The 22,607-nt window shown below is 61.3% G+C and carries 17 protein-coding genes and 5 pseudogenes; 14 read left to right on the forward strand and 8 right to left on the reverse strand.

Annotated elements, in window-relative coordinates:
• Positions 1 to 89 precede the first annotated feature (89 nt).
• The gene (locus NKH90_RS20455) at positions 90 to 1,199 is read right to left on the reverse strand and encodes an RHE_PE00001 family protein (protein ID WP_352820617.1); all 1,110 of its coding nucleotides are present in this window, start codon (positions 1,197 to 1,199) and stop codon (positions 90 to 92) included.
• A gap of 130 nt (positions 1,200 to 1,329) precedes the next feature.
• Between NKH90_RS20455 and NKH90_RS20460 the strand changes: the two genes are divergently transcribed.
• Genes NKH90_RS20460 through NKH90_RS20470 form a run of 3 tightly spaced genes read left to right on the forward strand, consistent with a single transcriptional unit; the run spans position 1,330 to position 4,698 of the window.
• Positions 1,330 to 2,970, forward strand: coding sequence for a TnsB C-terminal domain-containing protein (locus NKH90_RS20460; protein WP_352785638.1), 1,641 nt, complete (start codon positions 1,330 to 1,332; stop codon positions 2,968 to 2,970).
• 1 nt (position 2,971) lies between these two features.
• Positions 2,972 to 3,850: a TniB family NTP-binding protein gene (locus NKH90_RS20465; protein WP_352706537.1), complete on the forward strand. Its 879-nt coding sequence runs from the start codon at positions 2,972 to 2,974 to the stop codon at positions 3,848 to 3,850.
• 11 nt (positions 3,851 to 3,861) lie between these two features.
• The gene (locus NKH90_RS20470) at positions 3,862 to 4,698 is read left to right on the forward strand and encodes a TniQ family protein (protein WP_352820619.1); all 837 of its coding nucleotides are present in this window, start codon (positions 3,862 to 3,864) and stop codon (positions 4,696 to 4,698) included.
• Between the two features lie 202 nt (positions 4,699 to 4,900).
• Here NKH90_RS20470 and scpB read toward each other — a convergent pair whose 3' ends face one another.
• Positions 4,901 to 5,605: an SMC-Scp complex subunit ScpB gene (scpB, locus tag NKH90_RS20475; RefSeq protein WP_352615659.1), complete on the reverse strand. Its 705-nt coding sequence runs from the start codon at positions 5,603 to 5,605 to the stop codon at positions 4,901 to 4,903.
• 5 nt (positions 5,606 to 5,610) lie between these two features.
• Positions 5,611 to 6,603 carry a DUF1403 family protein gene (locus NKH90_RS20480; RefSeq protein ID WP_352816348.1) on the reverse strand — a complete coding sequence of 331 codons (993 nt, stop codon included), beginning with the start codon at positions 6,601 to 6,603 and terminating at the stop codon, positions 5,611 to 5,613.
• A gap of 167 nt (positions 6,604 to 6,770) precedes the next feature.
• Between NKH90_RS20480 and NKH90_RS20485 the strand changes: the two genes are divergently transcribed.
• Both NKH90_RS20485 and NKH90_RS20490 read left to right on the forward strand, forming a co-directional pair.
• Positions 6,771 to 7,982 carry a site-specific integrase gene (locus NKH90_RS20485; protein WP_352820621.1) on the forward strand — a complete coding sequence of 404 codons (1,212 nt, stop codon included), beginning with the start codon at positions 6,771 to 6,773 and terminating at the stop codon, positions 7,980 to 7,982.
• A 445-nt stretch (positions 7,983 to 8,427) separates the two neighbouring features.
• Positions 8,428 to 9,355: pseudogene (locus NKH90_RS20490) on the forward strand (recombinase family protein).
• A gap of 38 nt (positions 9,356 to 9,393) precedes the next feature.
• Here the strand turns inward: NKH90_RS20490 and NKH90_RS20495 are convergent.
• From NKH90_RS20495 to NKH90_RS20515, 5 genes are all read right to left on the reverse strand, one after another.
• Complete coding sequence (locus NKH90_RS20495) at positions 9,394 to 9,672, reverse strand: hypothetical protein (protein WP_352706546.1); 279 nt, start codon at positions 9,670 to 9,672, stop codon at positions 9,394 to 9,396.
• Positions 9,669 to 11,018: a plasmid replication protein RepC gene (gene repC, locus NKH90_RS20500; protein WP_352820622.1), complete on the reverse strand. Its 1,350-nt coding sequence runs from the start codon at positions 11,016 to 11,018 to the stop codon at positions 9,669 to 9,671. Before repC ends, NKH90_RS20495 begins: the two co-directional genes overlap by 4 nt.
• Before the next feature lie 154 nt (positions 11,019 to 11,172).
• A complete protein-coding gene (gene repB, locus NKH90_RS20505) occupies positions 11,173 to 12,207 on the reverse strand; it encodes a plasmid partitioning protein RepB (RefSeq protein ID WP_352706549.1) in 1,035 nt (344 codons plus the stop codon).
• On the reverse strand, positions 12,204 to 13,385 hold the full coding sequence (gene repA / locus NKH90_RS20510) for a plasmid partitioning protein RepA (RefSeq protein WP_024927411.1): 1,182 nt from the start codon (positions 13,383 to 13,385) through the stop codon (positions 12,204 to 12,206). Before repA ends, repB begins: the two co-directional genes overlap by 4 nt.
• 1,000 nt (positions 13,386 to 14,385) lie before the next feature.
• Positions 14,386 to 15,516 carry a site-specific integrase gene (locus NKH90_RS20515; protein WP_352706551.1) on the reverse strand — a complete coding sequence of 377 codons (1,131 nt, stop codon included), beginning with the start codon at positions 15,514 to 15,516 and terminating at the stop codon, positions 14,386 to 14,388.
• Between the two features lie 275 nt (positions 15,517 to 15,791).
• Between NKH90_RS20515 and NKH90_RS20520 the strand changes: the two genes are divergently transcribed.
• From NKH90_RS20520 to NKH90_RS20560, 9 genes and pseudogenes are all read left to right on the forward strand, one after another.
• The gene (locus NKH90_RS20520; protein ID WP_352468047.1) at positions 15,792 to 16,088 is read left to right on the forward strand and encodes a hypothetical protein; all 297 of its coding nucleotides are present in this window, start codon (positions 15,792 to 15,794) and stop codon (positions 16,086 to 16,088) included.
• Positions 16,078 to 16,670: pseudogene (locus NKH90_RS20525) on the forward strand (type II toxin-antitoxin system VapC family toxin). Before NKH90_RS20520 ends, NKH90_RS20525 begins: the two are co-directional and overlap by 11 nt.
• Before the next feature lie 243 nt (positions 16,671 to 16,913).
• Complete coding sequence (locus NKH90_RS20530) at positions 16,914 to 17,315, forward strand: DUF1403 family protein (RefSeq protein ID WP_352706556.1); 402 nt, start codon at positions 16,914 to 16,916, stop codon at positions 17,313 to 17,315.
• 25 nt (positions 17,316 to 17,340) lie between these two features.
• Positions 17,341 to 17,757, forward strand: a pseudogene (locus NKH90_RS20535) (DUF1403 family protein); the annotation flags it as partial.
• A 152-nt stretch (positions 17,758 to 17,909) separates the two neighbouring features.
• Positions 17,910 to 18,173 carry a helix-turn-helix domain-containing protein gene (locus NKH90_RS20540; protein ID WP_352706557.1) on the forward strand — a complete coding sequence of 88 codons (264 nt, stop codon included), beginning with the start codon at positions 17,910 to 17,912 and terminating at the stop codon, positions 18,171 to 18,173.
• Positions 18,174 to 18,375: 202 nt separating this feature from the next.
• The gene (locus NKH90_RS20545) at positions 18,376 to 18,969 is read left to right on the forward strand and encodes a VOC family protein (protein WP_352820624.1); all 594 of its coding nucleotides are present in this window, start codon (positions 18,376 to 18,378) and stop codon (positions 18,967 to 18,969) included.
• 79 nt (positions 18,970 to 19,048) lie between these two features.
• Positions 19,049 to 19,230, forward strand: a pseudogene (locus NKH90_RS20550) (IS66 family transposase); the annotation flags it as partial.
• A 277-nt stretch (positions 19,231 to 19,507) separates the two neighbouring features.
• A pseudogene (locus NKH90_RS20555) lies at positions 19,508 to 20,537 on the forward strand (IS110 family RNA-guided transposase).
• 308 nt (positions 20,538 to 20,845) lie between these two features.
• Positions 20,846 to 21,877 carry an IS110 family RNA-guided transposase gene (locus NKH90_RS20560; protein ID WP_352820625.1) on the forward strand — a complete coding sequence of 344 codons (1,032 nt, stop codon included), beginning with the start codon at positions 20,846 to 20,848 and terminating at the stop codon, positions 21,875 to 21,877.
• The last annotated feature ends 730 nt before the right edge of the window (positions 21,878 to 22,607 follow it).

Genomic DNA, 22,607 nt, shown 5'->3' on the forward strand with positions numbered 1-22,607 from the left:
CCACGGGCGGGCACGGAAAACGCGACGTGAGTTTCCCCTGCCAAGATTGCATGAGGAGGGCACACACACCGCTGATCTTGCGACTTTCGTCACACAAATCCCCACGCCCTGTAGCGCCCCCTGCCCGTCACTTCGCGGATGCCGAGCTCGGAAACGAGGCCGAGCGCCGCACGCTGCGTGACCTTGAGCTCCGCCGCGATCAGACCGGCCGACACCACCGGCCGCGCCAGGACCAGGTCGATCAGCGCCGGCAGGCTCGAGTTTTTTCGCCGCTTCCTGAGCCGGCGTTCCATCTGACCTTTGGCCAGCGCCAGCCGGTCGAGTTCCTTGAGCCCGGCCGATGCCGCCTCTGCAAAAGCGCCGAGGACCGCCAGCAGCCGGGTGGTGCGGACCGGGCTCTTGCGCCGCTCGCGCGGAACCATCCGCAATCCGGCATTGAGGCAAAACAGATGCGAGCCGACCTTGCCGGTCTGGCGGAGCAGAGCGGCGCCCAACAGCGTGCCTAGCCAATGCTGGTGCTGCAGCGGTTCGATGTCTTGCCACGCCTCCCAGGCGATTGCCGCCTGAAGCAAGGCCGGCATGTTTTCTCCGCGCAGTTTGTCGACGACGGCGAGCCAGTCGGCCAGCCGCTGGTCCTCGTCCCAGTCGAGGTCGCGGATCAGCGGCCCGAAGCCATCAAAGGAAGCCGTCTCCGGGGCTTTCGTCCCCCGCCCTGCTGCGTCGACGTCCGGGTTGTCCGCCGAGCGCGGCGCGAACTTTTCGCCCGCCAGCAGCCGGCTGGAGCGGGCCAGCACGGCGTCGATCTCGGCCAGTTCTTCGGCCAGAGCGTCCTTCTGGCCGGTGTCTTCAGCAAGGCTGTCGCCGGTGGCGTCGACTGGCCAGGCGGCGGCATTCCCGGCGATCGACCCGTCGCCGCCCTGCCCTTCGCGGCCGCGCAGGACCAAAAGGCCGGGGCGCGACAGCGCCCAGTCGGGCTTGTGCGCAAAAATCCGGCGGCGGGCGCGCAGCACGGCATGCGCCCGGGTGAGTTCGTGGGTCGGGGTGCGGATGTCCATATGGGCGTCGTGCAGGACGAGGTCTTCTCCATGGACGAGCTCGCCGTCGAGCCACAGTGCGGCGACCGCGTCGGCGAAATGCTGGCGCTCGACAAACCCGTCGCGGACGGGGGAACGAGCCAGCCGCTCGTCGAGCCGCGCCAAGGCTTCGGTCGCTGTCGCTTTTACTTCCCGATTTCAAACGCCCGAACGTCATATGCCGGTTAGGTTTGGGCGCTAGGACGGGCTTAGTTTTTCGCTAACGATTTCACTGACGCTCGATTTGCCACGCCCCATGCACAACCGAAAAGCCACTCCTGCCTCATCGCGATCTGATGAAACATGGTTGGCGGCACGTCGTGTCGCGCGCGAGCTCGACAAAATTCTCGACGATCTTGGACCGCGCCGGGCGGCAATCGAGCGAGCCTCGGCTGAGCTGCGTCTCTCCACCCGCCAGATTTACAATCTGCTGGCGCGCTATCGCATCGATCGAACTGTGACGTCGCTGCTGCCTCGGCTGGATGGCAGCCGCAAGAAGCGCCTTGATCAAGGCATCGAGACGATCGTCGCAACAACGTTGCGAGAGCAGTGGCTGGTACTGGAGGCGCCGCCGCTCGCTCCCGCGGTGGCCGAGATCCGGGCTCGCTGCGAGGAGGCCGGCCTGGCAGCTCCTTCCTATCTTACTGTAGCCCGCCGCATACCCACGCTGTTTAGCCCCGAGGAGATTGCGAAGAAGCGATCTGCAAACCCAAAGCACCTTCAGCGGCTCAAACCGCGACCAGGATACATTCATGCGGCGCGACCACTGGATGTCTGCCAGATCGATCACACGCCGACCGACATCAACTTCGTGGAGGTCGTCGACGGAGGCGGAACGTTCATTGGCCGGGCATATCTCACGATCGTCACCGACGTGGCGACCCGCTGCATTCTCGGCATCTGCCTCACCCTCGAGAAGCCGTCGGGGCTATCGGTCGCGCTCTGCCTGGCGCACGCCATGTGTCCGAGGGAGGCGTGGTTGGCCGCGCGCGGCATCGAGCATGGTTGGCCGATGTTCGGTCGACCACGATTAATCGTCACCGACTCGGCCAAGGAGTTCAAAGGGAACGCCTTCCAACGTGGATGCGACGACTATGGTATTCGGGTCCGCTACCGGGATCGCGGCCGCGTCCACCAGGGCGGCGTCGTCGAAAGGCTGCTCGGGAAGCTCAACGCCGTGCTTGTGACGCAACCCGGCTCGACGGGACGATCCGTGGCGGACCGTGACGAATACCCCGCGCAGCGGCGAGCCCGTCTCAGCTTCGCCGATCTCGAGCGGTGCGTCGCGCTCGCCGTGATCGATCATAATCTGCAGGAGAACGCAAAGACTTTGAAGGTACCGGCGACAGAATGGAACCGGCTGGCGCACGATTTGCCCCGCTTCGACGATGATCCCATGCGGGTCCTGCTGGCATTCATGCCTGGGGCGGAGAGGCGCATCTCGCCGCAGGGCGTCAGCATGTTCGCGCTGGACTATTTTTCACCATGGCTAGGCAGTCTCGTCCCGCGGCGGGACCGTCTGGGCCGGCTCGAGATGAGATATGACCCTCGCGACATCAGCCACATTTACATCCGGGATCCCGACACACGCGAGTTCCGGCCGGTGGCGAGAAGAGACGGGCTCACTACACCGATCACACTGTGGGAACATGAAGGTGATCGTGTTTGCCGACGTGCCGCAAACGCTCGGTCGGACGTCGAGAAGGTGACGCTGCGCCGCCGGATTGCGGAAATCGCTGGCAGGCAGAAACTTTCAAAGGCGGACGTGCGCAATGCGGTCCGCCGGGCGCACGCAGCCGAAGCGCCCAAACCCTATGAGGCGATGCGCCCGGCGACGCCGGCACCCGCCGAGCATCCGGTACGCCAGAAGCGCCGTCTGGCGGTCGAGGACTGGTGACGTGGCGGACCATTTGCTCGACCACGTTCGTCCGTATCTCGACCAAAGCATGGAAGAGCGGATCGCCTACATCCTGGCGCCGCGATGGGTCGGGCATCAGGTGGCGCTGCAGGCGCATGAGCGTCTTGCCGAGTTGCTCGCCCGGCCGCCGGCGTTGCGGACGCGAGGGCTGATGTTGGTCGGACCCTATGCCAACGGTAAGACGATGATCGCGGAACGATTTGCCGTGGAACGCCTGAGAGCCGCCGAGCGGCAGCGGGTATGGGTGGTTCAGACGCGCGAGGGGGCCGGCCTTGCGCACTTTTATGGAAGCATTCTGCAGGCGCTGCGCGCGCCGGTCGGCAACAATCGGGATATCGGCCGCAAGGCTGAGCAGATCGATCATCTGCTTGGCAGCCTGAAGCCCAGGATCCTCATTTTCGACGAATTCCACAATGCCCTGCGTGGCCGGGCTCGCGACGTCGAGGCGGTTCTTGCCTTCCTCAGGCGGATCGGCCGTCAGTTCGACATCTCCCCGGTCCTGATCGGCGAGGTCGCCGTCTACGATTTCATAAACGAGACCAGCGAGATGGCGAGCAGGTTCGAGCTGCAGGCCGTACCGCGGTGGCAATACGGCGAAGAGTTCCTGACACTCCTCGACAGCCTCGAGGGCGTGTTGCCTCTCGCGCGTGCTTCCGATCTCTCCGATGAACCGTTGGCACGAACGATTTTCCAGCTTTCCGAAGGTTTGATCGGCGAGATCGTGGCGATCGTCACCGCGGCGGCCGTGGCCGCGGCAAGGTTGGGCGCCGAGCGCATCACGAAATCAGGCCTCGAGGCGCTACACTACATTCCCGTCTCGAAGCGCCGCCGGGCGCCGCTGCGCAACGAACTGCTGTGACCGGCGGCGCTTTGACCATCGAGATCCGCGAGCGTTACAGGGATGTCGTTCGGGATCGGTGGCCTGTTTCCGTTGACCCGCAGCCGGACGAGCTGTTGTCGAGCTGGCTCCACCGCCTTGCCCTCGCGAACGGCATCGCGCCGCGGTCGTTCGCCAGCGCCCTCGGGCTGGGTGAAGGGATGTGGTCGCCGCGTCTCAATCTCCAGCTTCCGCGGGAGGCAGCCGCCCTGCTGGCCGATCGGACGAACGTTCGTCAGGAAACGATATCGGCAATGGCAATGACTGAACCGGCGTTGACGCCACTCCTGCTGCCATTGCGCGAGAACGTCCACCGGAACCGTTCGAGCTGGATGCAGTATTGTCCTCTCTGCCTCGCCAGCGACGAGGCGCCCTATTTCCGGCGGCGGTGGCGCCTGGCGTCGCGAATCTCCTGCTCCGCGCATGGCTGCGGCCTTCGAGATCGATGTCCCGCTTGCCGCACCGCAATTGTGTCGTTCGACCAGGTCGAGCTTGTCCCTCAGCATTTCTGCGCACGGTGCGGCTTCGATCTGCGGGCTGCCCCAAAGGCAGGGGTCAACGCGGCCGCACGTCGGCTGGAACGCGCGATCGCGGATATATGCCGGGTGGAATCGGCAACGGATTCGGCGGCAACCATCGATGTTGTCTCGCGCGTGCTACGCGCACCCGTCGTCGCCGATATCGGCCTGGGGGGAACCCTTACGAATGTCTCGACCGCCGCACGCATTCGCTGCTTCAATCAGCTCGCGGCAAAACGTTTGGACTGGCTTGTGACACACGAGGACGCCGCCGCATCGGCGTCGGATAATCTTGGCGGCGGGCGGCCATGACGAATTGATTGCCCGCTTCGCCGACTTCCTGGGCAAGCATCAGACGAGGCCGAGATCCATGTGCCCACCACAGCCCTGTGCTGGTCTTGCCGACGTGCTGACGGCCTATCTGCGCGTGGCCGGTGATCGAACCACGTCAAAGCGTCACCGCAGGCTCCGAGTTCCACAACCCTGATGATCGGTGGCAGTCCTGGCGCGGGTACTATTCGTCCATGACGGCACCAGGGTCGCCGTCATCGGCGAACCCCGGCATGATGTCGCCCGCCAGCAGCTTTTCCTTCGAGAGCAGGCCAGCGTCCTCGAGCGCCCCGAAGTCGGGAAGATCGCGCAGCGTGTCGAGCCCGAACTCAAGCAGGAACGCCTGGGTGGTGACATAGGTATAGGGGGCGCCCGGCTGCGGCGCGCGCGGGCCAGAGGCGATGAAGCCAAAGCTGCGCAGATTGCCGATCAGGTCGCGGCTGATCTCCTTGCCGAAGAAGGAGGACAGTTCGGCGCGGGTGATCGGCTGGAAGTAGGCGATGCACATCAGCACCAGCACTTCGGTTTGCGTGAGGTCTTTGGCATGCCCGCTCCCGCCGGTGGCCGTGCCAAATGCACTGCGGATGGCGTCGGCATAGGCCGGCCGCGTCAGATGCTTCCAGCCGCCGGCGACCGCCACCAGATCATAGGGCCGGCCACGCAACTCCTCGCGGATGTCGTCGATGAGAAGATCGATGCTGCAAGTCTTGCCGACGATCCGCGCCAGCGTCTCGCGGCCGACCGGCTCGCTGGCAGCAAAAATAGTTGCCTCGACGCGGTTCATCCATTCACGCCAGCGCGCCTCCGGTGGCAGATGGTCGAGCTCGCGGTCGAAGAGGCCTTCGCCTCCTTGCTCACTTTTTCGTCGCCTCGCCGCACTCTCCGCCATCGCCGTCACAGCCCGTAGATGCGGAAAGTCGGGCGGCCGGAAAGTTCGCGGACAGCGCCGAGTTCGACCAGCCGCTCGAACAAGCGGCGCAGGCTGCGGTCGCTCATGCCGGCAATCTTTGCCGACGCCACAATGGCGTCGTCCGACAAAAGCCGATCGACGACGATGTCTGCGCCTCGGGCGCGAAGACCGGGCGCCACGGCGATCAGGCGGTCAGCCCAGCGCCCGATGTCGGCTGACTGGTCGACGGCGCGTAACGCCGCCCGCGCCTGCGCGGCGAGCAAAGTCTTCGCGCGCTCGGGGACCGCCTCGATGCCTCTCGGCGCAAGGACGGTCGCCGCGCGCCGCCGCCGATCGGAACCATTTGCGCCGGCAGCTTCGCCACCGAGCAGCGGCACGGCGTGCTTCCAGCCCAGCCGCTGCGCGAGCATGGCGTCTGCGAACCAGCATCCGATGGTGCTTGGAAGGCCGCGCCGCTCGACTGCCGCAAAGGCGCCGATCAGCATTCCGACAGCACCTTCCGTCTCCGCAAGCTGCCGAAGCTCGTCGGTCAGGTCGTTCGTCGTCTCGTCATCCCGAGCGAGACCCAGGGCCTCGAGCACGCCGGCGATGCTCGCTTCAGTCAGAAGCTTCTCCGCGGGCAGTGTGGCCAGCCAGCGCCAGGCCAACAGCATGCGGCCGGCCGGACCAACATCGTCGCCCGGACGCGTGAGCAGCACGGCATCGCGCAGACCCGCTTCGTCCTCGACACGCCCGGCCTGCCTGGTCGCCACCGCCGCGGCGGCGAGCGCCAGCCGTTGCCGCCATGCGCCGGCCCATCGCTCCTGCCGACGAACCACCGCGTCGAGCGCGCCGATGGCGGCGCCGGCGGTGATCGCGATGTCCTCCAGGGCATTTGGCCCAGGCCCTTGCGCGGCAAGGCTTTGCGCGTCGGGAACGGCGCGGCGCAGCCATCCCGGCAGCGGGACGGGGGGAGCGGCCGCTGCGGCGGCGAGCATCGGACCTTGATGGCGCGGAGAGGATTTCGGGCGCAGAATCATCGTCAGCAGGATGAATCACGGCGGCGGTTTTGGCAACGAAAATGGGTAAAAAACGCCGCGCCTGTCGATTGGATAAAACGAGTGATAAAATTGCGTTATCCGTCGTTTTCGTCTTTATATAAGGAATGACGGTTTTCATCGAGCAGAAGCCCAAAAATCACGCCGAGCGACCTTCCGGACCGTCCCACAGTGCAGGGTCGGCGGATCATGTTTCGACCGCGCAGGTGTCGGCCGAGACCGATGGCGACCTGCCGGACATCATCGACGTCGTCATGGAGATGGGCGCAACGCCTGAAGAGACGCTGGCCGAAGCCCCCTCCCCTCTTCCGGCCGTCGCCAATTCCCGCCTGCCGGCGCATCTCGACGCGCTGGCTGATCGCGCCCGCGATTATGTCGAAGCGGCGAGCTCGGCCAATACCCGCCGCGCCTACGCCTCGGACTGGAAGCAGTTTGCGAGCTGGTGCCGGCGCCAAGGCGTCGAGATGTTTCCGCCCGATCCCCAGGTTGTCGGGCTCTACATCACCGCATGCGCCTCCGGAAAGGCGACCGGCGACAAGAAACCCAATTCCGTCTCGACGATCGAACGCAGGCTCTCCTCGCTGACGTGGAACTATGCGCAGCGTGGCCAGCCGCTGGACAGGAAGGATCGCCATATCGCCACGGTCATGGCCGGCATCCGCAACAAGCACGCCGCCCCGCCCCGGCAGAAGGAGGCGGTGATGCCCGAGGATCTGATCGCCATGCTGGAAACGCTCGAGCGAGGCACCCTGCGCGGCCTGCGCGACCGGGCCATGCTGCTGCTCGGCTTTGCCGGCGGCCTGCGCCGTTCCGAGGTTGTCGGCCTGGATTGCGGCCGCGACCAGACCGAGGATTCTTCCGGCTGGATCGAAATCCTCGACAAGGGCATGCTGTTGCGCCTGCGCGGCAAGACCGGCTGGCGCGAGGTCGAAATCGGGCGAGGCTCGTCCGACACAACCTGCCCTGTGGTGGCGCTGCAGACCTGGCTCAAGCTGGCGCGCATCGCGCACGGTCCCCTGTTCCGGCGTGTCATCGGCCAGGGCAAGGCCGTCGGCGCCGATCGGCTCAACGACCAAGAGGTCGCCCGCCTCGTCAAGCGGACCGCGCTGGCAGCGGGCGTGCGCGGCGATCTGCCCGAAGGCGAACGCGGAATGATGTTTGCCGGCCATTCGCTGCGCGCCGGCCTGGCGTCCTCTGCCGAGGTCGACGAGCGCTACGTCCAGAAGCAGCTTGGTCACACCAGCGCGGAGATGACCCGCAAGTATCAGCGCCGGCGCGATCGCTTTCGCGTCAATCTCACCAAGGCGTCGGGACTGTAGCAAAGCCCCCTCCCCCCGTTTTCGGCCGTCGAATAGCGGCCCGGCAGGGTGGGATTTTCACCTTAGCGCTTCAATTGAAATCGGGAAGTAAAACCGACATCGGCGCGCGCGAGCGGCCCGATCAGGGTGTCCAGAGGCAGATCGGTGAATTGGTAAGCCATTGATTCTGTTGTAGCCGATTCGCGTACCGGAAGCTATATTCCCATTCACTTCCGTCACAGGCGATGATTCTGCGCACAAATCTCACTATCGATAATGACCGCATATCGGGACTGTACAGCACCACGCCCTGGAGCGGTCAGGAGGCTAGAAAACGTTGATTTTCAGGCTCATCGAAGCCGTAGGAGCTACGCAAAAGGGTCACTAGAAACGTTTACAAACGATCGTTTATTGATATCTTCGGCGTTTGTACAAGCGCCCTTCCCAATGCTGAGAGACGCCGCAAATGGGCCGTGAAGCGCAAGATCGACGCTCCGGTCGACCAAAGGGCCGGCAAATCGGCTACGCGCGCGTGTCGACGGACGAACAAGCGACGGAGGCGCAGGAGATTGAGCTGCGGTCGGCCGGCTGCGACGTCGTCGTTCAGGAACATGGATCCGGTGCGTCAAGAGCTCGCCCTGCCTATTGCGGTTGATCAGCGATATCGGCGCCGGCGATGTCCTGGTCGTTGTGCGTCTCGATCGCCTTGCGCGCTCGGTCAGCCATCTTCTTCAGGTGATCGAGGATCTGACTGAGAAGGGCGCGCATTTCCGATCTCTCCGAGATCCAATCGACACGTCGACGCCACAGGGCATGTTTTCGCTACAGGTACTCGGCGCCGTTGCCCAGCTCGAGCGTGCGCTGATTTCGGAGCGGACCAAGGCCGGCATCATCGCCGCACGAGCGAAGGGGCGGCTGCCTGGCAATCCTGGTATCCGGGAGCGCAAGCCCGAAGCCCTGGCGAAGATGACTGCGGTGCAAAAGGCAGCCTATGGCCGACGGCTACAATCAACGATGAACCAGTGGCTTCCGACAGTCCGCCGGATGCGACCAGATCACAACTGGGACGATATCGCTCGGGTCCTGAAGCAGCGCGGCCTCGACTGGACGCCTGAACGACTGCGGCGGGCAGTGAGGTGGCTCGTCACCGAGCACCTGGCCGGATCCACCCTGCTAAAGAGGGCGTCTCCTCAGCCTCCCGAAGATCGCCTGATGACCCTTGTGGCAGGGATCAGTCCAACCCAGACCTATCGCTACGCGACATCGCTGGCCAGCTCGAGCGCCTGCATGAGCGAACCCCACGAGGGAGCGCTAAATGGTCGGCCTCATCAGTCAAGAACCTGCTTGATCGAGCCCGCCGGCTTGGTCTCGTCGCCGAACTACCCGCGAGCTGACCGAGGGACAAGGACGTCATCCCGTTACAGAATGGTCCTCAGTTTACGGTCCGTGGCTGACGCTCAAGATCCCCGAGCCGCTTGTACACGGCCCAGGCATCAGCTGGAACCGCGCTGTCAGCCCGCGCCAGCCAAGCCGCACGATCGGATTCCGCAAGTGAGTTCCACCACACCATTCCGGCGGTTTCATCGGGCGTCGGTTCCCGGTCGTGTTCGTTCTTCATGCCTTCGATGCTCTCATAAGACGCTCGTCCCGACAAGCGCTGCAGCGATCGTTCAAGCTTATAGAGCGGATCAAAACCCGCCCTCCTCATCATGATCCGCGCCCCGGTCTGTCGAGGCTGCGTCGCAAGGCATCGCTGATTTCCAACCGGGATTCGGTGCGCACAACCTTGCCTGCCGTCTCCAAATCGACGGCAGCGGCTTCAGTTCCTGAACCGGTTCCGACCGTCTTCGACGCGTCAAGCTTGGCCCGCAACAAAGCCATCACCATCGGCCAGACCGAGAACTTTCCGGTCTTTGCCCGGTCCGTCAAGCTGCGCAAATATCCGCCGGCGCTGTTGATCTGGTCCTGTCGCTGGTAGATCGCAGCAATGGTAATCGCCGCCTGCTGCTCACCCATTGCCGTTCGCGCTTCCTCCCAGGCGCTCGGGCTGATGCCCATGGTCGGCCGGGCAACCTCGGCCGCGGCCAGAAATTCACGCCAATTGCGGATGCCGCCGCCGCCCTTTACCAGCCAAAGCATGTTCGGGCAGGCATCCAGCACGATCCCTAGCGGCAGCTCGCGCTTCGGCAGGCTCCGTACGTTGTCGGTGTCCGCAACGTTGCCGCCCGCTTCATCTATATTTCCTAAGCCACTTTCAGATTCAAGTTTAGAGTCTGGTTTTGAATTCTGTATGTGGCGTCCATTTCGGGACTCATTGGCGTCCATTTTCTGTGTTTTTACAAATGATTCCAATGCTTCACGCACTTCAGCCCAAAGGCCTTCAAGCTCCTCGGCAATCGCTTCGAAGGTCTGTCTGGGTGCGGTGCGTGGTATCTGGCCGACAATCGCCTGGTAGGCCTGCTGGACCCTGCCCCAATTCGCCGGCACGCCCTCCTCAATCCCGGCGTCGATCATCTTGACGATGTCACGCCGGCATATGGTTAGCCGCTCCTTAACGAGACGAAAGGCCTTCTTCTCGTATCTGACCGCTTCCGCCAGCTCCTTGAATTCCTCGGCGCGCGCGACGATCGGCGAGATGTCGAAGCCATAGGCTTGCTCGATCTCGCCCCCCTGCCCTTTCCGGGCGAAGCGCTTGCCGTTTGGGCTGTCCCGACGGATGATCAATCCACACTCGACCAAGACGGCCAAGTGCCGCCGTAAGGTCGTTGGGGGCATTCCGTTGGCGCGGCGGATCAGCTGTTCGTTGGATGGCCAGACGATCAGCTCGCCGTCGCCATAAAGCGCCGTGTCCGGATGGAACGACAACAGTGCGTCGAGAATGGCCAAAGCGCGATCTGTGGCCCCCAGAGCGATCCTGGCGTCCTTGATATCCTGGAAGACATGCCATTTGTGAACAGTCGCGTCCTTCGGCACCGCCCTTGCGGTGACCTGGCTTGAAATCATGCCAAGCGTCATCGGCCGCCGCCCAAAGGGCGTCGTTGCAATAGTCGTCTCCATTTTCTTTCACCCTCGATTAGGCAAAAGAAACCTGCTCGCCAAAACGACGCCAATGACTCTTGACAGTGATTCGTGGAGATGCGATTCTCAGAGTGCTTAGTTCAGAGAGAGGCTTCCACGGCTTGCCGTTCGGGGGCCTTTTTCTTTTGCGGTTTCAGACTCCTTGTTTCGTGATGGACTTCCGAAAGGCCTCAAACAGGTCGTCCAGTTGTCCGGCGATAAACGCTGCGAAACGCGATCCTTCAGCCTCTCCCACGGCAATCATGGTAGTTTTTCCGTTGTCTTTGAGGCTGACGCTGACTGTTTTGTCTGGAGCAGCCCAGGATTTCATAGCAATCTTGGGCTTTGATGGCTTGGCCGGACCCGCAGGTTCTTTGATCGCATTATGATCCGATGGAAGCGTCTCAAGCAGAATAATGAACCTGTCGTCGGACGTTGCCTCGCGGAATTTGTTTTTGCGAACAAGATCGAAAGCTTTTGCGGGTGAGCCGTCTATGGAATAGCGGTTCGAGAATTCCTGCCATCGTCCTCGACCAATCCCGGGAGCTTTACCAATCGATTGCAGTATCTCCTTGTCGACCGATGAGGCGATTTTGATCATCTCGGACACATGCGATTTTCCTGTCGACAGCGAAGCGCAGATGGTGTCCCGTTTGTATCCCGCTTCCTGCTGCGCAAGCGCAAAAGCGCACTTCTCAATGTATGAAAGATCCTCTCGAGCGGTGTTTTCTTCGCCTTGGAAAATGACTGCTTGTTCATCAGTTAACTCGCGGACGGCCGCTTTGAATCCGATCCCAAGCTGCTTAGCTGCCGCTAATCTTCTGCGACCATAGACGATTTGAAACTCGCCATCCTTGCCTTGTACTGGCCGAACCAATCCAGGCACAATTTGACCGCGCTCCCGCATGGATTCAGTGATCTCAGCAATGGCGGAAATCTCGTAGGCGTCATCATATCGATCGGTGATAGACGACGGCCGTATTTTGTCGGGATCGAGTTCAATGATCTGTTCGCCTGACTTCAGTAACTTGTCCGCGATATCGCTACGCTCTTGCATTTGGCGAACACCAGCCGCCACCTTCATCAGGTGCGGCGATGACGTGCGGCGGCTGACGCCCTCCTCCGAATTGTCCTCCCCGAGTTGCCCCAAAACAGCAGCAAACATGCCCTTAGAATCTTTACGGCTCACTGTTCTCGCCTCCATGCCATTGTGATGAGGCTTTCTATTTCCGCGTTCGCGGCATTGATCGATTCGATTGCACGATCATAAGTTTTAGGTGCCGAAAACCTCGATCGTTGCACTTCATAGAGGCTCTGCTTCCAAGTGAGAGCGTCCGCAACCGCAGTGGATTTGGAGACTGAATTCAGAAGTAAATCCTCGCCAAACACTTGGCGCATTAGGGCCTGCATGTTGGCTTGCGGGTGGTCGTTGGCCTCAAACTTTGTGATGAGGAATTTGGCGAAATCCCAACGTGCGCCTGCACCAGCCTCATCCAGGATTTGCATATAAGATGCGGCCAGCTCCAAAAACTTCCCTGTGGAGTCGACATCGAGCATGTGCGCTGGAACTGGGATTAGGACTCCGGTAGCGGCAGTGAGCGATGAAAGTGTCAGGAAATTGAGTGACGGCGCACAGTCGAGAAGAACGATGTCGTAGCTATCGACGATCTGTTCGAGGGCCTGTGACACTCGAAGCAGAAAACTGGTTCCACCGCTCTTGCGCATCTCAAGGGTGACGGCCGTTTCGAATTCTGTCAGCTCAAGACCGGCGCAGATGACGTCGAATCCGATGATATGCGTCTGATGAATAATCTTTTCCGTTGGCACCGGATCGTCAAACCGAATCGCTGAGTAAAGGGTGTCACCTTCTCGGTAGTCAAATCCGGGTAACGCTCCTTGCAGACTTGTTAACGACGCCTGGGGATCCATGTCGACTGCGAGAACGCGATATCCACGTAGTGCCAACCAATGACCCAAGTGAATAGTGGTCGCTGTCTTGGACGATCCACCTTTGAAGTTCGTGATCGCGATGATCTGGCAATCCTCGCCTTTAACACGACGAGGATTGATCCATTTCTTCCGTGCCTTTTCCGCCAAGTGCATCCGAAGGTCCAGCACCTGCTCCACAGAATATAGGCGCTTTCCGGTGGTCGTTGTCTCTGGCTCAGGTCCCTGCCCTTTTAAGGAGACCTGCCGTATGTAAGCTTCGGTCACTCCTAGCAATGCTGCCACTTCCGTCGAAGTGAATTTGCGCATCGTACGAATCGCATCAGGAGGATACTGAGCCAGCGAAAGATTGTTGAGTGCCTTCTCGAGTTTCGTCGAAAAGGTATTCATGAACTGAAGGCTACTTAGATGCCGCGTCACCCAGATTCTCCTCTTGCACCCAGCGCCTATTGATAGCGACTGTGGTTAACAAGCTGTTAACGCCACGCCAACTACGCCAACTTTTCGAATTACGCGGTTTTTCCGTTACTGGAGGTATGCCCGATTCGGAGAATTCGAGCAAATGGACGCAGGGCAGTTCCCAGCTGGGAACTTTTCGTTATCGCTGGCTTCCCTGTGCCGTCAAAGTTGCGCATCAGGCATTGAAAAAGACAGCTATGAAGGTGGTTACGCAGCATGGGGGCACGGGCGAGCCCCGTTGCCCGTTTTGTTCTCGTAGGTAGTCGACGTTGGTGTACCGGTTGGCCTCTGGCTTCCGCGTACGGCGGCGAGCGACCTACAGAAGCGCCGGTAGGTTTCTGCGCATGGAGAGATACCCCCCATTGGCGCGGCGGCGAAATTCCCGTTGTGACGGAGGAGGCACTGAGCTCGCGCAGTCCTAGGGGAGTCACCATCCTTTGCGTCGGAGACGATGGGTTGTGTTTGTGATGCAGCCATGCCGCGCCGCTTCCGATGCCACTTCGGTGATCGCCCCAGGCTGACAAGTTAGACGCCCCACGGCCCCTACCCTGCAACGAGGCATTCCTTCCGGGCCGAGCGACTCTCGCGAATGGCAACTCAGCGGCTCGGATCTGTCGCCAGGCGTCCCATGCGATTTGACAGCAATCAGCACCGTTTGGCACGTGGGCGCCCTGTCCACGCGCACTTTCCTCCAGCGTCGAGCAAGAGGCTCCTGCAGTCGCCAGGCAACTTCCCTCGGGGGCTAGTCCACGTGTCGGCGAAGGATCCTGGAGAACTCATCGAGAAGCAAACTTCTCGCACAACCCGTACTTTGAGTTCCCAGCTGGGAACAGCTCCTCAAGTTGGAGGCTTGCGCCGCACCAATAAACCTTGGAAACCCATCAACTTGACGGTTGGATCTGTGGCGCCGGGGTGGATTGGCGCATCCAGAGTCCCCTGCGGCTGGGGGGCGTACCGCACTCTACAATCCTGATGCCTTAGTTAGATTGACGCGGAAGCGATCGCGCCGGCGCTGGTATTTGCGTGTCATCTCTGCCGAGGCGTGACCAAGCTGCTTCTGCACGTAGCGCTCGTCAACCTCGGCAGAGGACGCGAGGCCGGCACGCAGCGAGTGGCCCGAAAACTTTTGGCCGCGCTCGCCCTCGGAAAGATCACCGCGCACGCCGGCGGCCAAGGCCGCGCGTTTGACCAGCCGCGCCACCTCCTGATCGTTGAGCCGCTCGGCGCCCACAGCTTTGCCCTGCCCCGTGACGCGGCGGAAGAGGGGGCCATGCGCGATGCGGGCCAGCTTCAGCCAGGTCTGCAGGGCGACGACCGGGCAGGTGGCATCGGACGAGCCGCGGCCAATCTCGACCTCGCGCCAGCCGGTCTTGCCTCGCAGCGTAACCAGCACGCCCTTGTCCGGGAAAACTTCAATCCAGCCGCAGCCGTCCTCGGTTTGATCGCGCGCAACATCGAGGCCCACGATTTCGGAGCGGCGCAGGCCGCCGGCGAAGCCCAAAAGCAACATGGCGCGGCCGCGCAGACCGCGCAGCGTGCCACGATCGAGCGTTTCCAGCATGGCGACAAGATCGTCGCGCAGGATGGCTTCCTTTTGACGGGGAGGGGAGGCGTGTTTATTGCGGATACCGGCGAGCACGGTGGCGATATGCCGATCCTTCCGGTCGAGCGGTTGACCGCGTTGCGTATAGTTCCAGGTCAGCGACGACAGGCGGCGCTCAATGGTCGACACAGACTTTTTGTCCCGTTCCGATCCTGAGGCCTGGGCCGTGATGTAGAGGCCGACGACTTGTGGATCTGGCGGCAGCGGATCAAACGCCTGGCGCCGGCACCAGGCGCAAAAATGCTTCCAGTCGGCGGCATAGGCGCGACGGGTGTTTGCCGAACTCGCCGCCTCGACGTAATCGCGCGCGCGGTCGGCCAGCTTTTCGAGATGCGCAGGCAGTGATGCTTGTCGCGGGTCGAGGACCTGCGTGGGAGGGGAGGGAGCCTCATCCGGGTGCCCCATTTCCATGACGACGTCGACAATGTCAGGCAGGTCGCTGGTGTCGACCGCGTCGATGGGCGTCATGAAATTGCGGGGACTGCCCATCGAAACTCTCGATCATTTGAATGTCACAGTGGTGCGATTCTGAGAGCCCCAACGTGCGACCAAAGCGCCCAATTGTCCACCGCGAGGTGCTTGACCAATAGCTCCCGGGATTTGCGCCGGTCGCGTACGACCACACGCTGGGTCGTGCTATAGCATGACCGGGCGACGGACCATGTCCGATCCAGTGTTGACCCTCCTAGAGCCCTCTTTCTCAGTGCCGATCCTTGCCTTCATGTTCAACATCCCTTATGTTTCGTTCAACAGGAGAATCCAGGATGAGCGTACGTGGCGCAACGGCAGCCGAAAGCGAGGAGCGGATCGCCCACACCCGGAACCGTCTGGTGCTTGAGCAGGCGAGGGCGGTCGGCCTTCTCGGCGCGGCCAAGAACACACGCCTTTCCGGGAGGGTGCCGTCGGAATTGATCGAGGCGGCAAAGAAGCGCGCTCATGTGACCTCCGACACTGAGCTGCTGGAGCTCGCCTTGTCGCGGCTGGCCCTCGAGGACGATTTTGGCGCCCAGCTCGTCCGCCGCAAGGGCAGCATCTCCGCAGACATTGATCTTGGCGTTTGATCTCGGGAGCGCACTGCGTTCCCTCAAACCACAGCGGCGTGCCGGCGGGCTGGAACGGCGGCCGGATTCCGCTCTGTCCTGGGCAGGGGACCAGCCGCCTGTCGGCGGTGCATTGCTTCTCGACACGAGCGTCTATCTGGATGTCCTTCAGGGGCGCACGCCCAAAGTGGTCGATGACCTTCTGATCTATAGGCTCTGTCAGCACTCGGCCGTCTGCCTTGCCGAGCTCAGCCACCTGTTCGGCCGGCTCGACCCAGCGCACCCCACGACGAAGTCGGTCCTGAAAGTGGTTGCAGGCACGATGAAGACATTCCAGTGCACCGGCTGCATGCACCCGACGCCACCGCCTGGGGACGCGCCGGCATGCTTGCCGGCCTGCTGTTCCGGCTGAGCCGTCTGCCGAAAGGGGAGGGCCATGAACGCCGCTTCCTCAACGATGCGCTGATCTTGCACCAGGCCGGTCTGCTGGGCGCGACGGTCCTGACCGGCAATGTTGGGGATTTCGATTACCTCAACCAGCTTGTTCCGTCGGTGCGTGTGATCTTCTACCGGCCGGTGACAGACTTGCGCCCGCAGGGTTGAAAGCGTCTGTGGCAGATGCCCGTGCACCGTGATCGTCCAACCTCCTTTAATGACCACCAGTCTTCAAAAAGGTCGCTGACACTCTCCTGCGACCGTTGAACCGCGGGCGACAGCGGCCATTTCTAACGTAATGACAAAAACGAACGATAATGCAATTATCGTTCGTTTTATCACGCCGACAGGCTGTGCGTTTTGGCGCAAAAATTCTAGCGCAAAGCGCACCGGCGCTTTACCCTCGAAATCATGATTCGCCTCGATCCCGCGACCGCCAGTCCCGCCTCGCCGCCGACCGTCCCGGCCTGGGCGCTTGCCGCCGGCGGCGGGCCGAGCGACGCCGACGCCGCCTTCCAGGCCGGCGCCGCCTTGGGCGCGCTCGACAGCCTCGCACGGGCGCCGCAGCCTTCCTGGGCCGGCGCCTGGCGGCAGCGGCTTGCCTTGAAATGCGCCGTTGCCGCCGTGCGCCTAGCCGGCCGCTCCGAGGATGAGGCCGCGCTACGCAATGCCTGGTATCTGCGTCCTGCTGACGGCGATCCCGGCCCCGCCGGGAACATTTTGGCTGCGTGGCGGCAGCTGGCATCGCGGCCGCCGGCGATCGACGTCGCGAGGCTGGCTGAAGGTCGATCAGTTCGGGCTGCGCTGGGATGACGGTTTTGCCGATCTCCCGGGTGCGATTGACGATGTGATGCGCGCCGGCCGGCCGGCGCCGTTTACAGCTGCGGCAGCCGCCAGCCGTGTTGTTGCCCTGTCGCCGGGAGCGGAATTGCTGGCGTGGTGGTGCGCCGATCTGGTTCTGGCGCAAAAGCTGCGCTGGCCGCGGCCGGTGCCGCTGCTGATGGCCCAGGCTTTTGCTCTAGCCTTCCGAACCGGTGACGGTCGCGCCAAGCGGATTCGGCCGGGGGAGCAAAAAGAATTTGAAAGGGCGGCGTGCCTGGCGCTGGCCCAGGGCGCGGATGATGCCTTGCGGCTGGCCGCAGAACTTTCGCAGCGCGCCGAGCCGCTTGCTGCGGTGATGCCAAAGTTGCGCGCCAAGGGGGCGGGGGAGGTGGTCAAAAGACTGCTCGATGACGATGCCATGTCCGGCTCGCTGACCACCAAAACCCTGTCTCGGTTCGGTTCGCGGCGGCTGTTCGAGCGGCTGCAGACATTATCACGGCGGAACGGGTCCTTCCGGTTCTTGGAGCCAAACCGGCAACCAAAGGGACCACGACCCTTTCGGAGAGAGAATGGGTCATCGACGCGTTGCGCCGGAACAAGCTTCACCGCGGCAAAGCTGCCGCCGCGCTCGGCATTACCCGCAAAACCTTATACAACAAGATCAAGAAGCACCGCATCCGTTCCGGCCCGTTCAGAGAGCCTCCGCCACCAACCGCCCCACAGTTCCTCATGCTCTCCGGATCTGGTGGCACGACACGTAAACGACAACTCCTGAGGCGATCATGCCTTGCGCTCCGCGCGCATGATCCTGACCAGACGATCGGGATCCCACCGCTTCAAAGCGCGTGAACCTGACCGGCTTGACCTGCCCCCTGTCAGCGGCGAAACCGCTCCAGACGCCAGCGCCTGTTTTTTCCGTTGGCATGTTAAATGCAAGTCATCGACAAACGCGCTCACACTGAGCAGAAATTGTCCCACGACCACGCAAAAATGGACCATTCCCGTACGCGAGGCTACTCATGTGTAATCAGGCTGTTAGCAAGCTTATGGCTTGATCATTAAATTGGCTGCGTCACCTAAACAGAAGGACTCAAAAAAAATGACTTATCCCGTGGGTTCGCCGTCTGATGGCTCTCTGAAAGTATCTATCGAGGCAAATGGCCATCATGACCCTCGATTACACAGCATTGATCACATAGCTTTGGCGGTTCATAAACTAGATGACGCTATCCACCTGTTTCAAGATGTCCTTGGCTTTAAGCTTAGGCGGCGTTTGCATATAAAGGGTAAGAAGACTGGGATGGTGTATGCGGACATGGTTCGGAACGACATGTGCTTTGTACTTTGCCAAGGCACAGAGCCAGAGTCGCAGGTGTCTCAACTTGTCCAAAATTACGGGGTAGGTCTAGCTCATGTTGCATTAGCTGTCGACGATGTGTCGGCGGCGGTCAATACGCTTAGAGCGCGGGGATTGTCGTTCGACACGACCATTATTGAGGGACCTGGCCTAACACAAGCATTCTCTTCTCGATGCCCTAATACGGGGATAAGCTTTGAACTCATCCATCGGAACGGAGAGGAAGCATTTCTTGAAAACAACGTACAAGAGCTTTTCGAGCAACTTGAGCAGGCTGGAAAATACTGATCGAAGAGGTGTGGTCCCCTCGGTTTCTATAGCGATGCTGGTGATCCGACTTCATGCGCGCCCGCCGGCCTACCAGGGTCCCGCAAGACTGATCGAAGGTGGCATTCCGACAAAAGCGATCGTAGCCTAGTCGCCGTCTCCAAATGCGCCGATCACCTCACTCTCTACAGACTGCCAAAAATCTGCAAGCGGCGAGACATCGCTCTCGACCGTTTGACACTCGCGGACTGGACCGGCCGTGCCGCCTGCACCTGCGCCCCGAGTGACCTGAATGCGCTCAAAGCGATGGTGCTTTCGCGCGAAGCGGAAAATGCCTATCTGCGCCAGATCATCAGAGGATTGCAGCGCCAGCGGGCCGACGCGCCGAAACACTTACTGAAGATCAGCTTCTCCTCGGGCTTAAAGAAGCCGAACAGGTCGAGGCGAACGAACTGGACGAAAAGGAAAGCGTCACCTGATCTGCGCCAGGGACGGTGACCTGATGTGGTGGACGGTGCCAAAGTGTGGCTGTCGAAAGTCACATGAGGGAGAGCCGTCCATGGAGAAGATTACCACAATTGGTCTGGTATCGCCAAGCAGGTGTTTCAGGTCCACGGGGTCAATGGCGCTGATGCTGTCGTTGTCCGTCGCAAGCTTCGCCGCGATGATGTCGCTGGGTTCTTCAAAGCATTGCCGCCGTGCCTAATCGGCATCGAGGCTTGCGCGACGGGGCACCACTGGGCTCGGGTTCTTATGTCACTGGGTCACGACGTTCGGCTGATGCCTGCATCCTACGTCAAGCCATATGTAAAGTGAAGCGGCAGAAGAATGATGCGACGGATGCCGAGGCGATCTGCGAGGCGGTGGCCCGGCCGACGATGCGCTTCGTTCCGGTGAAGAGCGAGGAGCAACAGAGCGTACTGATGCTGCATCGGGTCCGCGAGCTCTTGATCCGGCAACGGACAATGCTGGTGAACGCCTTGCGCGGCCACCTGGCGGAGTTCGGCATCGTGACCCGCCAGGGTGTTGCTGGCGTCGGAATGCTGATCGCGTTGGTTGAAGATGATGATCACGATCTCATCTCGCCGCTTGCGCAGTCGGCGCTTCTTCCGCTGATCGGGCAATTGCGGGAAGTGCACGAGAAGGTCAGCGAGATGGATCGCCAGATTCATGCCTGGCATCGCTCGAATGAACTGAGCCGACGCATGGAGACAGTTCCGGGAATCGGCCCGATCACTGCAAGCGCTATCGCCGCAACCGTGACAGACGTAGCGCTCTTCAAATCCGGCCGGCAGCTGGCGGCCTGGATAGGTCTGGTGCCGCGGCAGAACTCATCGGGCGGCAAGGACCGTCTCGGCAGGATTAGCAAGCAGGGCGATCCTTATCTCCGCCGCCTTCTCGTGGTCGGTGCCCATGCCGTACGCCGCTTCAGCCGAACAGGAAAAGCGCCATCAACTCGCTGGGCGGCCGATCTTCTGATGAAGAAGCCATACAACGTCGTCGCCGTCGCCCTGGCGAACAAAATGGCGCGGGTCGTTTGGGCGCTAATGATGTCCGGACGACGCTTTGAGGCTTCGGCCGCCGTTTGAGCAGTCGAGAAGGATTGCCGAGATTGGTGAGGCGCTGATGGTGTGATGACGGACGGTCGAGCCGGGATCGGACAAACCCGCTCAGTGGGTGCCGCTTAAAAGCGCGTTGACCTTTCTGGGATCCGATCAGCGGACTTCATCAGGGCCAGCGGCAACAATAGGCCGCACTCAAAGGCCGAATACATGCCTGCACCCGACCAATCTGGCAGCAACGTCAGAAAGCCCTTGCCTGCGGAGGCCAATGGTATGGACCCCGCCCTCCAGGCGAGGTGAAATCTCGAACGCCAACTGCAACGAAGGAGGATGTCATGCAGATCGTTCGAATAGGCCTGGATCTAGCGAAATACGTCTTCGAGGTTCACGGTGTCGACTGCCACGGGAAAGTCGTCGTGCGCAAAACGCTACGCCGCGATGCGGTAGCCCCCTTCTTCGCCAATCTGCCACGATGTCTGGTCGGCATGGAAGCCTCGAACGGAGCGCATTATTGGGCAAGGGTGCTTTCCGATCTCGGCCATGAGGTTCGGCTGATCAGCCCTCAGTTCGTGACGCCATACGTCAAGTCCAACAAGAACGATCGGAATGACGCTGAAGCGATTTGCGAAGCCGTAGGCCGCCCGACGATGCGTTTTGTTCCGCCGAAATCAGCCGATCAATTGGCGATTCAAGCGGTTCATCGCATTCGCAGCCGTCTGGTTGCAGATCGGGTCAAGCTCGTTAATCAGGTTCGTGGACTTCTAGCCGAGCATGGAGTGGTCATTGCCCGCGACATCCCACGGCTGCGCCGGGCCCTTGCTGAAATTACGGGGGGCAGCGACGATGGTCTCAATGAATTGGTGCGGGTGCTGATCCGAGAAGTGCAAACGGAGTTGGCCGAACTGGACCAACGCATTGCATCTTATGATCGGCGGGTTCGGGAGCTCTTTCGCAACAGCGAACTATGTCAGCGGCTTGGAAAGATCGAAGGTATCGGCCCTGTGACCGCGACAGCCTTGATCGCTGCCGTAGGTGATCGAACTTGCTTCAAGAACGGCCGCCAGTTTGCGGCATGGCTCGGTCTCGTGCCGAAACAACGATCCAGTGGAGGGCGAGCCCGCCTGTTCGGTATCAGCAAGCGCGGCGATCGCTATCTGCGCACATTGATGATCCATGGCGCTCGCGCTGCGCTCGGCAAAGCAGCGGGCAAGCAGGATCCTCGAAGCCTTTGGCTTAGTAAGTTGCGGCAAAGGCGGCATCCCAATGTCGCGGCTGTCGCGCTCGCCAACAAGAATGCGAGGATCGTGTGGGCCATGCTCTCGGGCGGCACAGTCTACGAGCACGCACCATCGGTGAAAGCAGCTTAAGGCGAAGCGGCAAACGAAGGAATAACAGAAGGAGGTCTCACCCCAGCAATTGCAGCAAAATGGTAGGAGATGGTGAAACGGTCATTCCGTCGCTTCCCGAACCTGGTGTGTGGACCGGCTTGGCTTCGGCCAATGTCTAGGGGCCGATGAGGTGGAAGCCCGCGAAAATCCATCGGGGCTCGCGGCGACGACGTTGTCCAGCCGCATCAGGAAGCCGGATATACGTCAGCAGTTGTGACCGACGATCTTGATCTAGCCGACCTGTTGCAATCGGGCGGGGTCCATATACGTCCATACATGCCACTGAACTTTCATCCAGCGGCGATTATCCTCGGCCGTTTCTGTTACGCCGTGGCGCGCGTTGAGCAATCGCGAAGACGCAGCGTACCTCCACCGCCCGGATCGCCACGGTATCGCCTTTAGAGCTTCTGGCCTGAACCTGGCAGCGTCCTGTCCGACAACCCGCACGCGCGCGACAAACTCGAGCCTTCCTCAGATGCTTGCGTCCAATGTCCGACAATGTCGGACACTAGTCATCTTAGTAGCGCCACTTAATTGTTTTGGCGTGATTTTCCTTTGGCACGGCACTTGCACGGTCATGGTGTATCTGGGTCGCGGTTGAGGAGAAATCGTCTCATGACTACCAAAAATCCGGTCAGCTCTAGGTGTGCGTAGACGCAGTTTGCCAACTTCATAGGATCCGAGTCCTCTCGCTTTGAGAGGCGGCTCA

The organism is Mesorhizobium sp. M0898, from assembly GCF_040319695.1.
Lineage (GTDB): Bacteria > Pseudomonadota > Alphaproteobacteria > Rhizobiales > Rhizobiaceae > Mesorhizobium.

Bases quoted from the DNA above. Each gene is read 5' to 3' on its own strand.
- scpB (WP_352615659.1), bottom strand. From the start codon at position 5,605: ATGGCGGAGAGTGCGGCGAGGCGACGAAAAAGTGAGCAAGGAGGCGAA.
- NKH90_RS20485 (WP_352820621.1), top strand. From the start codon at position 6,771: ATGACGGTTTTCATCGAGCAGAAGCCCAAAAATCACGCCGAGCGACCT.
- NKH90_RS20520 (WP_352468047.1), top strand. From the start codon at position 15,792: ATGAGCGTACGTGGCGCAACGGCAGCCGAAAGCGAGGAGCGGATCGCC.
- repC (WP_352820622.1), bottom strand. From the start codon at position 11,018: ATGGAGACGACTATTGCAACGACGCCCTTTGGGCGGCGGCCGATGACG.
- NKH90_RS20460 (WP_352785638.1), top strand. From the start codon at position 1,330: ATGCACAACCGAAAAGCCACTCCTGCCTCATCGCGATCTGATGAAACA.
- NKH90_RS20480 (WP_352816348.1), bottom strand. From the start codon at position 6,603: ATGCTCGCCGCCGCAGCGGCCGCTCCCCCCGTCCCGCTGCCGGGATGG.
- NKH90_RS20530 (WP_352706556.1), top strand. From the start codon at position 16,914: ATGATTCGCCTCGATCCCGCGACCGCCAGTCCCGCCTCGCCGCCGACC.
- NKH90_RS20495 (WP_352706546.1), bottom strand. From the start codon at position 9,672: ATGATGAGGAGGGCGGGTTTTGATCCGCTCTATAAGCTTGAACGATCG.
- NKH90_RS20515 (WP_352706551.1), bottom strand. From the start codon at position 15,516: ATGGGCAGTCCCCGCAATTTCATGACGCCCATCGACGCGGTCGACACC.
- NKH90_RS20560 (WP_352820625.1), top strand. From the start codon at position 20,846: ATGCAGATCGTTCGAATAGGCCTGGATCTAGCGAAATACGTCTTCGAG.